At 43.0% G+C, this 14,600-nt stretch carries 12 protein-coding genes; all 12 read right to left on the bottom strand.

Annotated features, from left to right (window positions below; all coding sequences use genetic code 11):
- Positions 1-10: 10 nt before the first annotated feature.
- Complete coding sequence (gene hslU / locus P0G38_RS06335; protein ID WP_010749393.1) at positions 11-1,408, bottom strand: ATP-dependent protease ATPase subunit HslU; 1,398 nt, start codon at positions 1,406-1,408, stop codon at positions 11-13.
- Positions 1,409-1,422: 14 nt separating this feature from the next.
- The gene (gene hslV / locus P0G38_RS06330) at positions 1,423-1,965 is read right to left on the bottom strand and encodes an ATP-dependent protease subunit HslV (protein ID WP_005229630.1); all 543 of its coding nucleotides are present in this window, start codon (positions 1,963-1,965) and stop codon (positions 1,423-1,425) included.
- 22 nt (positions 1,966-1,987) lie between these two features.
- Entirely contained in the window at positions 1,988-2,926 is a 939-nt protein-coding gene (xerC, locus tag P0G38_RS06325) for a tyrosine recombinase XerC (protein ID WP_275854572.1), read from the bottom strand.
- 195 nt (positions 2,927-3,121) lie between these two features.
- The gene (locus tag P0G38_RS06320) at positions 3,122-4,558 is read right to left on the bottom strand and encodes a flotillin family protein (RefSeq protein ID WP_015510006.1); all 1,437 of its coding nucleotides are present in this window, start codon (positions 4,556-4,558) and stop codon (positions 3,122-3,124) included.
- 13 nt (positions 4,559-4,571) lie between these two features.
- Entirely contained in the window at positions 4,572-4,997 is a 426-nt protein-coding gene (locus P0G38_RS06315; protein WP_275854569.1) for a hypothetical protein, read from the bottom strand.
- A gap of 119 nt (positions 4,998-5,116) precedes the next feature.
- The gene (gene trmFO, locus P0G38_RS06310; RefSeq protein ID WP_005229622.1) at positions 5,117-6,418 is read right to left on the bottom strand and encodes an FADH(2)-oxidizing methylenetetrahydrofolate--tRNA-(uracil(54)-C(5))-methyltransferase TrmFO; all 1,302 of its coding nucleotides are present in this window, start codon (positions 6,416-6,418) and stop codon (positions 5,117-5,119) included.
- A 151-nt stretch (positions 6,419-6,569) separates the two neighbouring features.
- Complete coding sequence (topA, locus tag P0G38_RS06305; RefSeq protein WP_005229621.1) at positions 6,570-8,648, bottom strand: type I DNA topoisomerase; 2,079 nt, start codon at positions 8,646-8,648, stop codon at positions 6,570-6,572.
- 142 nt (positions 8,649-8,790) lie between these two features.
- Positions 8,791-9,669: a DNA-processing protein DprA gene (gene dprA, locus P0G38_RS06300; protein WP_121260975.1), complete on the bottom strand. Its 879-nt coding sequence runs from the start codon at positions 9,667-9,669 to the stop codon at positions 8,791-8,793.
- A gap of 68 nt (positions 9,670-9,737) precedes the next feature.
- The gene (locus P0G38_RS06295; RefSeq protein WP_005229617.1) at positions 9,738-10,502 is read right to left on the bottom strand and encodes a ribonuclease HII; all 765 of its coding nucleotides are present in this window, start codon (positions 10,500-10,502) and stop codon (positions 9,738-9,740) included.
- Positions 10,486-11,352 (bottom strand): ribosome biogenesis GTPase YlqF, encoded by an 867-nt coding sequence (gene ylqF / locus P0G38_RS06290; RefSeq protein WP_005229614.1) that lies wholly within the window; start codon positions 11,350-11,352, stop codon positions 10,486-10,488. The genes P0G38_RS06295 and ylqF overlap by 17 nt, the downstream gene beginning before the upstream one ends.
- Before the next feature lie 420 nt (positions 11,353-11,772).
- Positions 11,773-12,669, bottom strand: coding sequence for a class C sortase (locus P0G38_RS06285; protein ID WP_275854557.1), 897 nt, complete (start codon positions 12,667-12,669; stop codon positions 11,773-11,775).
- A gap of 22 nt (positions 12,670-12,691) precedes the next feature.
- Positions 12,692-14,560: a SpaH/EbpB family LPXTG-anchored major pilin gene (locus tag P0G38_RS06280; RefSeq protein ID WP_275854554.1), complete on the bottom strand. Its 1,869-nt coding sequence runs from the start codon at positions 14,558-14,560 to the stop codon at positions 12,692-12,694.
- Positions 14,561-14,600 lie beyond the last annotated feature (40 nt).

Below are 14,600 nucleotides of genomic sequence, written 5' to 3'. Positions count from 1 at the left end.
TCCGCTCCCTTTATAAAATATACCGACTTAAGTCTTCATCTTTTGCGATTGACGCAAGTTTTTCTTCCACATACGCTTCTGTGATCGTGATTTCCCCCATTTGCATCTCAGATGCTTCAAACAATAGATCTTCAAGTAGTTTTTCTAGTATCGTATGCAAACGACGGGCACCGATATTGTCGGTATCGCGATTCACTTGATAGGCGATTTCGGCAATTTTTTCGATGGCTTCCATCGTAAAGACTACTTTGACATTCTCGGTTCCCAACAAGGCAACGTATTGCTTGACTAAGGCATTGTTTGGTTCCGTTAAAATCTTAACAAAGTCTTCCTTCGTCAAGTCATCCAGTTCCACGCGGATCGGGAAACGTCCTTGCAACTCAGGGATCAAATCGCTTGGTTTTGATAGATGGAATGCGCCTGAAGCGATAAAGAGAATATGGTCGGTTTGTAACGTTCCATATTTCGTATTGACTTGTGAGCCTTCAACGATCGGCAAGATATCTCTTTGCACCCCTTCACGAGAAACTTCTCCTGATTGCTGTGATTTCGAAGATACTTTGTCGATTTCATCAAGGAAAATGATGCCACTAGATTCCGCTAAGCGTAATGCTTCGCTATGAATATCCGCGTCGTTGACCAGTTTGGAGGATTCTTCTTGAATCAACAATTCCCGCGCTTCTTTCACGGTTACTGTGCGTTCAATTTTCTTTTGCGGTTTCAATGCACCCAATGTTTCATTTAAATCAATACCCATTTGTTCTAAGCCATTGTTCATCATTGGCGCTTGATTTTTCGGTTCATCGACTTGGATCGTCACTTCCCGGTTGTCTAAAAGCCCCTTTTCTAATTGCTCAAAAATAGCTTGGCGATTGCTGCGAATCTCATCCGTCAATTCTTCTTTTGGTTCTTCTGGTTGTTGTGCGGCGTTGAACATATTCATCATTTGTTCATAAGGATTAGTGTTCTTTTTCTGTTCCTTTTTAATACCAGGGACTAGGACTTTTACTAAACGACGGTTGGCTTTTTTCTCTGCTTGGATCCGCACGTTTTTATATTGTTCTTTTTTCACGATTTGGATCGCATTCTCAACGAGGTCACGTACCATCGATTCTACGTCTCGACCGACATAGCCGACTTCCGTGAATTTCGTTGCTTCTAGCTTAACAAAAGGCGCATCAACGATTTTCGCTAACCGTCGCGCAATTTCCGTTTTCCCAACGCCCGTTGGTCCAATCATCAAAATATTTTTTGGTGTGACATCTTGTTGCATCTTTTCATCTAATTGCAGCCGGCGGTAGCGATTTCTTAAAGCAACCGCCACTGATTTTTTGGCGTTGGTTTGTCCAACGATGTATTCATCTAATTCTTTCACGATTTCTCGTGGTGATTTGTTTTGGTTTGTCATATCGTCATCCCTCTTTAAAACTCTTCTACAATGATATTGTGATTCGTAAAGACACAAATGTCTGCTGCGATATTCAAGGCACCTTCAGCGATTTCTTTGGCAGATAGTTCACCGCCATAACGTTTCATCGCACGGGCTGCCGCCAAGGCATAGTTTCCACCTGAACCGATAGCTAAAATCCCTTCATCTGGCGAAATGACCTCACCTGTCCCAGAGACTAAGAGCATCTCCTTGTCATTCATGACGATCAGCATTGCCTCTAATTTTTGCATCGATTGCTGCGTCCGCCATTCTTGTGCCAATTCTACTGCAGCTCGTTGCAAGTTTCCGTTGTATTCATTTAGTTTTCCTTCAAATTTTTCTTCCAAGGTAAAGGCATCTGCCACACTACCGGCAAAGCCAACGATCACTTCACCGTTGTATATTCGACGGACTTTCCGAGCGGTTCCTTTCATAACGACCTGTTCTCCCATCGTTACTTGTCCGTCACCGGCCATGGCAAACTTGCCATCTTTTTCAACCGCACAGATGGTGGTTGAATGAAATTCTGACTTCATTTACGTTCCTCCTGTACCAATTTTACGCACGTGGATGAAATTGGCGATAATTTTTTTGTAAACTGTCTTTGGTGACATGCGCATAAATCTGTGTCGTCGATAGATTGGCATGCCCCAACAATTCTTGAACGGTCCGCATATCGGCGCCGTTGTTTAATAGATGGGTCGCAAACGTATGCCGCAGCATATGAGGATGGATTTTACTGTCTAAACTGCTTTTACGGATGATTTGATTCAACACATACTCGATCCCAGTTGCAGTGATCCCATCACCTAGATGATTCACGAAGAGAACCTCGTGTTCCTTGTTCTGCTTTTCCATCAGTTGCTTGCGTCCTGAGGTAAGATAGCGTTTGACTGCCGCTTGTGCGTAACTGCCGAAAGGAACATAGCGATCTTTGTTGCCTTTTCCGTGGATCAGCAAAACGCCGCTTTCCCAATCGATCGCGCCCAGCGTCAGACTGCTACACTCGCTGACCCGCAGACCTGAACCGTAGAGGACTTCTAACAATGCTTGATTGCGCTGTTGTAATGGCTCATCACCAGCGACACTTTGAAAAAGAGCATCCATTTCTTTTTCATAAAAAAAACGCGGCAATTTGGCGTTTTTCTTTTTTAAATGAATGTAGGCGAAGGGATTCTCTTTGACGATCTCATGCTTGGTTAGAAATTGGTAGAATGAACGCAAGCTAGCCATTTTCCGACTGATGGAATTACGGCTATACCCTCGTTCCGTCAAGTAGCTCAAATAGACACGAACATCACGATACTCCACCGCTAACGGGTCTTCATTGCCAGACTCTTTCAAGAAGTGAAAAAAATCGCTCATATCTTCTTGATACGCTTTTTTTGTCTTTTCTGAATACCCTCTTTCAACAATAAGATAACGAAAAAACTCTTCTTGTAATTGATCCGTTTGCAAAGTAACCCCCCTTTTCATGATTCGAAATAACTTTAGCATAGACCACAAAAAAAAACAAATGAATTGTCAGAATTTAATCAATATTTCAAAGTTTAGACATAATTGTGAAAACTTTCTAAGAATCTTCGTAAGATTCTTATCATTCTTCAGAAAGATCACTCAAAAGAGCCATAAAAACGTACCAGTCCCTTTCTCAAAATAGAGAGGCACTGGTACGTTTCCATTTATTTCCTTTTATTCGATCCGCTCCGTTGTTGGCTGAGGCGAACCATTGCTTTGTGAAACAGCCTGAACTAGCTCTTTGTTTCCTTGTTTTGTGGACATGGTGTCATTGATCAACGCCACTAAGTCTAATCCGGTGGTTTCTTTGATCGTATCAAAGGTTCGAGCTAAGCCAGCTTCACCCATTGATTGAAGCCCATCATTGCCGCCAAAGCTGACCACTTTATCGATATTGCTAAGGGGTGCATTGACTTCTTTCGCAATTTCAGGCAGCACTTTGATAAATTCCATCAAAATACCAGCTTCGTTCAGTTTGGTCAAAGCGATCGCCATTTTTTCTCGGCTTTCCGCTTCGGCTTGACCGACTTTTGCGATTCGTTCCGCATCGGCACTACCTAATTTTTCAATTCGTTCCGCTTCCGCTTGTGCAGCCAATTTGACTTTTTCCGCTTCGGCTTGTGCTCGGGCGATTTCACGGGCTTTGTCTGCTAATGCGTTTTGTTCAACGACATATTTATCTGCTTCGGCTTTTTTACGGACAGTTGCATTCAATTCTTTTTCTGTCAATTCCGCTTGTTTCTCTTGTATCTCAATATTTTTTTCTTGCTCGATCAATTGCACTTTCATTTGTTCACCGACCGCGATTTGCTCTGCTTTCGCATCCGCAACTTCACGTTCTTGTTTGTACTGCGCTTGTTTCAACGCCATATCTTTTGTCGCTTCTGCGATTTCTGTTTGGCGACGGATCTCTTCATGCTGTGCCAACTGTTCATTCTCGGCTTGCTTGATCCGCGTTTCTCTTAAGGCATTGGATTCTGCTACTTCAGCATTCTTCTTCACTTCAGCAATCTGGGGACGCCCTAACGCATCCAAGTAGCCATTGCTGTCGCTAACGTCTTTGATCGTAAACGAAACGATCTCCAACCCCATTTTTTTCAAATCCGTAGAGGCAACTTCTTGTACTTGTTCCGCAAAATCATCGCGGTTTTTGTAGATGGCTTCCACCGTCATCGTACCTAGAATTGCCCGTAAGTGACCTTCTAAGACTTCTTGCGCTTCATCTTCCAGTTCACCAGTGGATTTACCCAGATATTGTTCAGCGGCTGTCTTGATCGACTCGGTACTGTTGCCGACTTTCACTAACACCGTGGCACTGGCTTTGATCGGTACGCCTTGTTCTGTATAAACTTCTGGTGTCCCAATCTCTAACTTGTGAGTCAGTAAACTTAATTTATGTGCCTTTTGAACAATAGGAATCACAAACGTCCCACTGTTTTTTAAAATCTTGATGCCTTCTTTTCCTAAAAACGACCCCGTGACGATCAACGCTTCATCGGGTTTTCCGATTCGGTAGCGTATCATCAAAAAGGCGATCAATAAAACTACGAGGACAACGCCCCATAAAATTGGATTACTTAAAAAATCAACTGCTGATCCTGTATCCACCATAACCTAACACTTCCTATTCTATAAAATTTTTACTTTCAACCACCAACGCGATCCCTTTTTTATCAAAATCGACAATGATGACTTTGGTGCCGACTGGCAATCGAACATTGTTCTCACGATCTTCTTCTCGAAAAAAACGAGCAGGATAAACAGAACGTGCACCTTGACTCCCTATTTCCATGACTTCGCCGATTGTGTCTCCGACAATCTTTTCCGTCAGTTCGCCGATCACAAACTCATTGCGGCTAATGACATTGCTGCGGTTTTTGTCTGTGATGCGATTGTAGAGCCACATAAAGGGGCCCAACAGCAAACTAAGTGCAACAAAGACAACGAAAATGCCCCCGACCAAGAGGATCAGCCAACCTAAAAATTGGATCACTGTAGGAAAACGCTGTAAATAGTTTTGAATCAAATGAATCCATTCTCCGATCACCATCTTCACCACCTTCTGTCATTGTTACTGTCTATCATAAGTCACCTTGATTAAAGTTTCAAGACAAATTAAAAAAAAACTTTCTTACCAATTATCAGTAAGAAAGTTTTCGATCATCGTTTTTATAGTTGTTCCTTGGCTTTTTCTAAAGCAGCTAACGCTCGATTTGCCAATGCTTCATAACGGGATTTCTTGTCTCTGATTCGCTCTGGAAGTTCTGGTAGCAACCCAAAGTTTGCATTCATCGGTTGGAAGTGTTTGCCTTCAGCATGGGTGATATAATACGCCATACTACCAATTGTCGTTTCTTGCGGCATAATGATCGGTGCTTCGCCTTTTGCAAGTTTGGCAGCGTTGATGCCAGCCATCAACCCGCTGGCTGCACTTTCCACATACCCTTCGACCCCTGTCATTTGACCAGCAAAAAAGAGGTCCTCACGTTTTTTCGATTGATAGGTTTGTTGCAAAAGCTCAGGTGAATTCATAAAACTATTCCGATGCATCACGCCATAGCGCACAAATTCAGCCTCTTCCAATCCAGGAATCATCCGGAAAACCCGTTTTTGTTCGCCCCATTTCAAATGTGTTTGAAAGCCAACGATGTTATAAAGAGAAGCCGCCGCATTGTCTTGACGCAGCTGAATCACTGCGTAAGGACGCTTGCCAGTTTTCGGATCTTCCAATCCAACTGGTTTCATCGGTCCGAACAACATGGTTTTCGGCCCACGACCAGCCATGACTTCGATCGGCATACATCCTTCAAAGAATTTTTCTTTTTCGAATTCCTTCAAAGGAGCTACCTCTGCATTGACCAAGGCCTCACGAAACGCATAAAACTCCTCTTCATTCATCGGACAGTTCAGATAGGCTGCTTCACCTTTATCGTAACGAGATTTCAAATAAACTTTGTCCATATTGATGGTTGATTTGTCAACGATTGGTGCTGCGGCATCATAGAAATAAAATCCTTCTGATCCGTTAAAGGCTTGGATCGCTTTTGAGAGCGGTTCAGAAGTCAATGGACCTGTTGCGATCACAGTGATCCCTTCTGGAATTTCAGTGATTTCCTCTTCGATGACTGTAACTAAAGGATGCTCTTTGACACGTTTGGTGACCAACTCTGAAAAATCATCGCGATCCACAGCTAAGGCACCACCTGCTGGAACCGCTGTTTTGTCTGCAGAAGTGATAATCACTGAATCCAAGCGACGCATTTCTTCTTTCAAGACACCGACCGCATTCGTTAAATTGTTGCCTCGTAGTGAATTGGTACAAACAAGCTCGGCAAAATTATTTGTGTGATGAGCTTCTGTCGACTTCTTAGGACGCATTTCATAAAGATTTACTGCGACACCTGCTTGCGCTGCTTGCCACGCAGCCTCGCTTCCGGCCAAACCGGCACCAATAACATTGATTTCTTTCATAGTGCTCTCCTTTTATTTCAAAAGCTCGTCTCTTTTCATCAGAAACAGCTTGTATTAATCAAAAGGACCGGCGCTTTCTTTTGTCAGCCAACGATGAGGCTGACCGTTCAAGAGAATACGCCGATTCTTTTTTAACAGGATATCCTGCTAGTTATTTTTGCACATTTTCTTCATAGTCGCCTTTGATACAAACGACTTGTTTCCCGCCTTTGACTTTCTTTTCGACTAAATAATTATCACACTTCGGACAATTACGACCCACTGGTTTGTCCCAAGAAGTAAAGTCACATTCAGGGTAGCGGGTACAACCATAAAACAACCGGTTTTTCTTCGATTTGCGTTCAACGACTTGCCCTTGATGACAGACAGGGCACTCAACGCCGATTTCTTTCACGATTGGTTTTGTGTTGCGGCAATCTGGGAAATTACTGCAAGCATAAAACTTTCCGTAGCGGCCTAATTTAATCACCATCGGATGACCACAAAGATCGCAATCAAAGCCTGCAGGTTCATCTTTGATTTGAATTTTTTCGATACTTTCTTCTGCAGTCGTCAATTCTTTTTCAAATGGGCGATAAAACTGATCGACAACTTTGACCCATTCTTCTTTCCCAGCTTCAATGCTATCCAAGCTATTTTCCATTTCAGCAGTAAAATGCATATCAACAATTTGCGGGAAGAATTCCTCGATCAACGAATTGACGATCTCACCAAGTTCAGTTGGCTCAAAACGTTTTTGCGTCAATTTCACATAATAACGCCGCTGAATGGTTTCTAACGTCGGTGCATAGGTTGAAGGACGACCCACACCGTTTTCCTCAAGGGTTTTGATCAACGTTGCTTCGCTGTAACGAGCAGGTGGTTGGGTGAAATGCTGTTTCGGTTCGATCGATACGGATTGAACGACATCTCCTTCGACTAACTCTGGCAAGATGTTCTCTTTGTCTTCTTTGCCATCATCGCGACCTTCCACATAGACCTGCATAAATCCTTTGAATTTGATCTTTGAACCATTGGCAATAAAGATGACACCATTTTGATCCAAAGTAACTTTCATCGTATCCAAAATAGCAGGCGTCATTTGACTAGCCACAAAGCGAGACCAGATCAAGCGATACAATTTTAATTGGTCTTTGTCTAAGAATTTCTCCATGGCTTCTGGCGTACGCAAAACACTGGTCGGTCTTACCGCTTCATGGGCATCCTGTGCCCCTTGTGCATTGGCGCGTTTTTTGCCACCGTGAGCGGAGAACTCTGACCCATAGGTGTTTTCGATAAATTCGGCTGCTTCCCCTTTGGCTGTGTCAGCGATTCGCGTCGAGTCGGTACGCATATAGGTAATCAAACCGACAGTCCCTTGTTTGCCAAGGGCGATCCCTTCATAGAGCTGCTGTGCGACCATCATGGTTTTCCGTGTTCGAAAATTCAGTTTGCGGGCTGCTTCTTGTTGCAAACTACTGGTGGTAAATGGTGCAGATGGATTCCGTTTGCGTTCTTTCTTTTCAACCTTTGTCACTTGAAAGTCTTTACCAGAAAGGCGATCGGTGACTTCTTTAATACTTTCAGCATTCGGTAATTTTTTCTTTTTGCCATCTAAGCCCCAAAAATTGGCTTTGAATTTCTTCGTGGCTTTTTTAAAGTTTCCATCAATGCTCCAATATTCTTCAGGAACAAAATCACGGATCTCTTTTTCACGATCAATAATGATCTTAAGCGCCACCGATTGAACACGTCCAGCACTTAACCCTTTTTTGACTTTGCGCCAAAGGATCGGACTCAATGAATACCCGACTAATCGGTCTAAGATCCGCCGTGCTTGTTGAGCATCGACGAGATCCACATCGATCGTTCTTGGCTCTTTGAAGGCTGCTTTGACCGCATCTTTAGTGATTTCATTAAAGACGACACGATTTTTATCTTTTAAATCTAGTCCAAGTAGAAAAGCTAAATGCCAAGCAATGGCTTCTCCTTCTCTATCCGGGTCACTTGCGAGGTAGACTTTTTCAGCTTTTTTCGCAGCAGAACGGAGACTTTTGATCACGTCACCTTTTCCACGGATCGAAATGTAATGAGGCTCATAATCATTTTCGACATCGATCCCCATCTTACTTTTAGGGAGATCACGAATATGACCGACACTTGCGACGACTTTGTAATTTCGTCCAAGGTATTTTTCAATGGTTTTCGCCTTTGCGGGCGATTCCACGATTACTAAATATTTATATGCCATATAAAGAATGGCTCCTTCCTGAATTTTTCCTACTATTATATTCTATCAATCAGTGAACCTATCGTATGCAGATGAAACATACAAATCGTAGCTTATCATAGCTTTCAAGAAAAGGTTTGTCAAGGAAGGTTGATTGGAAAAATCAAAAAAAGGCTAACTCTTGTAAAATATCCGACACGCTAATCGTACATTTTGCACCATCTTGAATCAAGCGGTGACAACCTTTTGACTGATCCGAAATCATTTCACCAGGCACTGCAAAAACTTCTCGTCCGTTTTCCATCGCTAACTGTGCCGTAATCAAAGAACCGCTTCTTTCCTTGGCTTCAATTACGCAGACCCCTTTTGAGATCCCCGCAATAATGCGATTGCGCAGCGGAAAGTGGTATCTTTGCGGTTTGGTATCGTGCGGATATTCGCTTAGCACCAGATGTTCTTGACGGATCTGCTGGAACAAACGGTAGGCAGATGACGGATAACAATGGTCCATCCCAGAAGCAATCACAGCAATGGTTTGTCCACGATTTCTGATGGCTGATTCATGGGCAAAGCTGTCGACACCATTGGCCAATCCGCTAACGATGGTATAATTTTCCGTCACTAGAGGTGGAATCAGCTTTTCGCAAACTTTTCGTGCGTATAAGGACGCCGTTCTTGCACCAACAAAGCCAATCATGGTCGTTTGTAGCAATTGCAGATTCCCTTCATAAAAAAGCATCAATGGCGGGTCCGCGATTTGTCGTAAAAGCATCGGATACTCCGCCGAGAAGAAAGTGAGGTAGTTTTGTGCGCCCATCTTTTGTGCGATGTGTTCGTCTGTCAATCGCTCCCATGATCGCCGAAAAACCGCACGGTGCTGTGGAAGGACCCCGATGGCAATCATCTCTTCCAGCGAACAATTCATCTCTTTTGTTTCCAACCAATGCCAAATGATCTTCCAACAACCTTGCAGACCAATTCCCTGACAGTAGTACAGTTTTATCAACTGTTTTTCAAAATCTGTTGCTTGTTGATACTTCATAAACAAAGCCCTCTTTTCTTAGTAATCTTACTTATAAGATTCGCTAAAAAAAGAGGGATGGATGAAATTTATAGATATTGTTTTACTGGCGCAAATGTTTTTCGATGAATAGGACAGATTCCGTGGGCAGCTAGCCCTTCTAAATGGACTTTGGTTCCATACCCAGCATTTTGATCAAACCCATAAAAAGGATAGACTTCATGAAAATCTTTCATTAAGTTGTCTCGATATACCTTGGCGATGATACTTGCTGCGGCAATGGAAATGGAACGGGCATCTCCTTTGATCAAGCTTTGTTGAGGGATTTCCGTATCGATCGTCATCGCATCGATCAGTAAATACTCGGGCTTGACTGCTAAGTCGATCAAGGCTTCTTTCATTGCTAGACGACTGGCTTGATAGATATTGATCCGATCGATCTCTTCTGGACTGACCACACCGATACCGACAGCAACGGCTTTGTTTTGAATTTCGATAAACAGCTCTTCTCTTTTCTTGGCAGAAAGCTGTTTGGAATCATTTAGACCTAAGATCTGACATTCCTTAGGCAAGATGACCGCAGCTGACACAACGGGTCCTGCTAATGGTCCGCGCCCCACTTCATCTAAACCAGCAATAAAACGGGCGCCTTGCTGAAATGCTTCGTTTTCAAAACGCATCATTTCTTCGTATTTTTCCTGCAATAGCTGGTGTTTCACTCGCTGTTTCTCATATTGTTGCAGCAGCTTTTGGACCCCCGCTCGTTCATCTGCTTGCAGCGCCTGCAAATACGCTTGGTCATTGAAAGCTGGATCAAATAATCGCTCTTTGATTGTCTTAATCGGTTGTTTCATCTTGGCTTTCCATTTCCTCCACTCGATCTAGTGTATATCGGCCCAATTTCCCTTGCCGAATGTCGAAGACAACGAGTTCGCTTCCTCGATCGTAATTGTCTTTATAGCCACGTTTTTCCGTGATTTTCATCAACAGATCGGGCGCTAACAACGCCTCTTCTTCCGCTTTTAGTTGGTAACGATTCGCGATTCTTTCAGGATAATAGCGGGCAAAAAAATCAAGTCCATACAATGCGATATCATCCAAATGGATCAGCTGGTCTTTGATCGCTCCGGTCAATGCCAGTTTCTTCCCAATCTCAGGATCTTCAAATTTTGGCCATAAGATCCCAGGCGTATCTAGAAGCTCTAGATCAGTCCCAAAACGCAGCCATTGCTGCCCTTTCGTCACGCCGGGTTTATTGCCCGTCTGAGCGATTTTCTTCCCTACTAAGCGGTTCATCAAGGTCGATTTTCCGACATTCGGGATGCCGATCACCATTGCTCGAATCGCACGTGGCTTCAAGCCTCTCGCTTTGTCGCGAGCAATTTTTTCCTTCAAGACTTGTTTCGCTGTAGGAACAATGGCTTTAACCCCTTGATTGTCTTGGGCGTTGATTGCCAGTGCTAGATAGCCTTGTGCTTGGAAATAATGCTCCCATTTTTTGGTTTGAACGGGATCTGCGAGATCCGCTTTATTGATCAAAATCAATCGTGGTTTTTGTTGTAATAATTGATCTAACATGGGATTGCGGGATGAAATCGGCAAGCGTGCATCCACGAGTTCAAAAACGATATCCACGAACTTTAATTTTTCACTTACTTCACGTCTGGCTTTCGCCATATGGCCTGGAAACCATTGAATGGTCATTTGAACGTTTTCCTCCTTGGTACTTCTTCGAATTGATAAAAAAGACAGTCGTTTTTATATTCGTGTAGTCTATAGGTGACAAGAACGAGGATCGCTTGCTTTTTTTGAGTCAGAGAAACCCATCAGTGCAGCAAACTAGCTGAACTGTTTACGAATCAATGTTCTTTTTCCAACCGGATGCATAGGAAAAGCTTCGAGCGCGTTTGTTTCAACGCTCCTTGACTTTTAATTTTGGGGAAGTGGTTGAATGAAGCATCCTTACCGCTTTATTTTGGTTTTTCCTAACACACTCACAATAGTCTGACTGCTTTTTTGCTATCTTTTATCTTAGTTATTGTACCATATTTCACACGACATGTTTCATTCTGACTTAGGTTAAGAAGTCATTTTCTTCTACTTATTGAGAAAAACGAACGATCCTTACTTTTCATCAATGGAAGTATTCGAATGAAGACGTTTTTTCCGCTGAATCCTGTTACTAATCAACAAGAGGAGGATAAGAACAGTGATCACGCCTAGCATCAATCCTACTTTTTGCTGCTGTGCTTTTTTGGCGGCGGCTGTTTCTTTTTCTTCAACATAAGGAATTCTTTTGCCCCGTACCAATAAACGATGGCTATTGACCATATAGGGGGTACAGGTCAACAGCGTGACGTAATCGCTGCCTTTCACAATTTTTAATGCCTGAGTATCATCAGGGTCGACCGTTTTTATCTGATCTACTTGATACGCCAATGTATCCTCAAACGTTTCGATATAAAACTCATCACCGATCTGCAACTTAGGCAGATCAGTAAAGAGCGTTGCACTCGTTAACCCACGGTGCCCACAAAGAACCGCATGGGTATCTTCACCACCTATTGGATACGAAGCGCCCTCCAATAATGTTGCGCCTCTTTTTAACAACGTATCGGTGGTTTGATCAAAAATCGGGAGAGCGACACCAATCACGGGGATCTTTAAGACGCCGATCGTATGTCGTTCATAGTAATCAGGTGTATCAACTGATTCTGAGTCCCTTGTTTCTGATAAATCTTGCGTTTCTTTGATTCCAGGATTGCTTGGCTGCTGTGCCAGCTCTTGATTTGCTCGTTCCAACTGGTTCCTTTTTTGTTGTTTTTCTATTTCACTCATTTTTTTGGCTTGGCTTTGGTAGTAACTGATCAACTGTTGATCCAAAATCGTGTTGAGCTGATTACTTACAAAAGGATAACTGATGATCAAAACCCCTAGCAGCAGCAGAACACCCATCAAAAAATCCAATAAAGTTACTTTTCTAGTTGGTACTTTTACGCCATTTCTTCGTCTGATACTCATCGTGCTTTTTCATCTCATTTACTTACCCTTTCCGTTTTACAAAATAACCCCCTGCTAAACCAACGATCACCACTCCGATTGCGCCCATTAAATACGTGCCGACACCACCAGTTGCTGGTAAGGTTCCTTTGCGGCGGTTAGGAACTTTTTCGGGCTCTCCCAATTGCTCTTTCGTTCCATAAGACGTTTCATGGACTTCAAAAGCGATGCGATTTGTTAGCAGCACGTAATTTTTCGGTGCTTTTACTTCTTCCAAATAGTACGTTCCAAATTTCAACCCGATGATATCAACCAATCCATCTGTACCTGTGGTAAATTTCGTCGCTTCATCCGCTGTTTGCACCCAAGATACCTGTTTGGTTCCCTCTTCGATTTTCAAGTAGTTGGCATCATCACGGTCTTGATCTCGTACAACAAAAACTGCATCTGCCAGCGCTTCGGTAGCGGTCACAGCCCCATCGACTTTTAAGAAGCGTTTGCCCCCTGTCAAAACTTCCACGCTTGGCGGCGTTTGATCCGTCATGAAATCTGTTTCTACATTTGCTTCATTCGTAAAGCCATTGATAGGCATAGCCTGTTCATTTAAATACATATAATACACAAAGCGCAATTGATTTCCCGTCGTTAGTTGCGGCACAAATTCTGGATTGATGGTTACCGTAAAGCCATGCTCTTTTTCCGCTACTTGATAGTTCGTTGAATCGATTTTCTTTTCTCCATCATACAACGCATAGCCAGTTTCTCCCTCTGCTGTATTTTCAAAAGTCAACGCTGGATCGTGCGCATCAATCAATTGGAACTGTTTGTATTTGTTTTCTGCTCCTACTTTGTCTTGGATACCTAATGGGATATTGACCGTTAGGTGATATTGAATTCTTTCGCCGATTCCCACGTCTTTGCCGTCTAATTGTGGTGTTGTTTTGGTAACATTTGTCGTGTCATTCTTGACTGTTAGCTCAACCGTGACGTCATTGCCTGCTGCGATCGAAAAATCCTTGATGGTTTCTTGTTCGATCAAAGCGGCTTGACTTGGGGCTTTCGTTTCCTCTAATTGATAGGTGCCTGTTTCTAACTGCTCAACTTTTAACTGTCCTTTTTGGTTTTCTTCAACATCGATGGTCGTTGCTCCAGCAGCATATTGTTTACCTGTTAAAAAGCGGTACGCTGCTTGTTTGTCAGTCGTCCACGTATAAAGTCCATCGGCTGCACTTAAAATATATTTCATGGTCTGTGCGTTTCCTTCTTGCTTTGAGATGACAAATTCCGCATCATTCAGTGGTTCGTTTTCCCCCGTTCCTCGTTTATTCACAAGGAGCGTTCCTTCATTTGTGACAGTATTTTTAGGATAAAGATGAATCGTGTCTAATTCTTCTTCCCCGTAAGCATACGACCCGTCTGCTTGTTGGATCATTTCGTAAACAGGAAAGGCGATCACCATGTTCTCAGCAGTGGTAACACCGTCTTTAGGGTCTTCTACAATGGTGTAAACTGCATCCCGATCGGCTTGTTTTTTCGGCAATTCAAAAACCAAATCACCGGCTGCATCTGTTTTCCCGCTAGCTACAGGGGAACCAGGCGTCAAGGTTTGGACTTGACGCTTAGCTTCTTCAACGGATGCCCCTGCAGATCGTTTTTCATAAAATGCTGTGGTCACATCATAGACAGAAAAAGTGACATCGGCTAAGCCTTGGTATTGATCAAACTCTGCCATCTCAGTCCCACTATTTTGAATCAATGAACCTGGCAGATTGACCATTTTCTTTTTATGCAGATGGACCTGTGCCAAATTGCTCTCTGCGGATACTTGCTGATTTTTCGTTCCAAAAAAGACAAATGGCAGAAGTAAAAATAGGAGACAAACCATTTTCGTATGATTAAAAATCTTTTTCATTGTTCTTTCCTCTCTTCTATGTTTGATATTTTCGTTTATT

Origin of the sequence: Enterococcus casseliflavus (assembly GCF_029215545.1) — a bacterium.
In the GTDB taxonomy this organism is placed as follows: Bacteria; Bacillota; Bacilli; order Lactobacillales; family Enterococcaceae; genus Enterococcus_D; species Enterococcus_D casseliflavus.
Note: the sequence above shows the minus strand (reverse complement) of the source record. Positions and strands in the feature narration are given on the sequence as shown.

Bases quoted from the DNA above. Each gene is read 5' to 3' on its own strand.
- hslU (WP_010749393.1), bottom strand. From the start codon at position 1,408: ATGACAAACCAAAACAAATCACCACGAGAAATCGTGAAAGAATTAGAT.
- hslV (WP_005229630.1), bottom strand. From the start codon at position 1,965: ATGAAGTCAGAATTTCATTCAACCACCATCTGTGCGGTTGAAAAAGAT.
- xerC (WP_275854572.1), bottom strand. From the start codon at position 2,926: ATGCTAAAGTTATTTCGAATCATGAAAAGGGGGGTTACTTTGCAAACG.
- P0G38_RS06320 (WP_015510006.1), bottom strand. From the start codon at position 4,558: ATGGTGGATACAGGATCAGCAGTTGATTTTTTAAGTAATCCAATTTTA.
- P0G38_RS06315 (WP_275854569.1), bottom strand. From the start codon at position 4,997: ATGGTGATCGGAGAATGGATTCATTTGATTCAAAACTATTTACAGCGT.
- trmFO (WP_005229622.1), bottom strand. From the start codon at position 6,418: ATGAAAGAAATCAATGTTATTGGTGCCGGTTTGGCCGGAAGCGAGGCT.
- topA (WP_005229621.1), bottom strand. From the start codon at position 8,648: ATGGCATATAAATATTTAGTAATCGTGGAATCGCCCGCAAAGGCGAAA.
- dprA (WP_121260975.1), bottom strand. From the start codon at position 9,669: ATGAAGTATCAACAAGCAACAGATTTTGAAAAACAGTTGATAAAACTG.
- P0G38_RS06295 (WP_005229617.1), bottom strand. From the start codon at position 10,502: ATGAAACAACCGATTAAGACAATCAAAGAGCGATTATTTGATCCAGCT.
- ylqF (WP_005229614.1), bottom strand. From the start codon at position 11,352: ATGACCATTCAATGGTTTCCAGGCCATATGGCGAAAGCCAGACGTGAA.
- P0G38_RS06285 (WP_275854557.1), bottom strand. From the start codon at position 12,669: ATGAGTATCAGACGAAGAAATGGCGTAAAAGTACCAACTAGAAAAGTA.
- P0G38_RS06280 (WP_275854554.1), bottom strand. From the start codon at position 14,560: ATGAAAAAGATTTTTAATCATACGAAAATGGTTTGTCTCCTATTTTTA.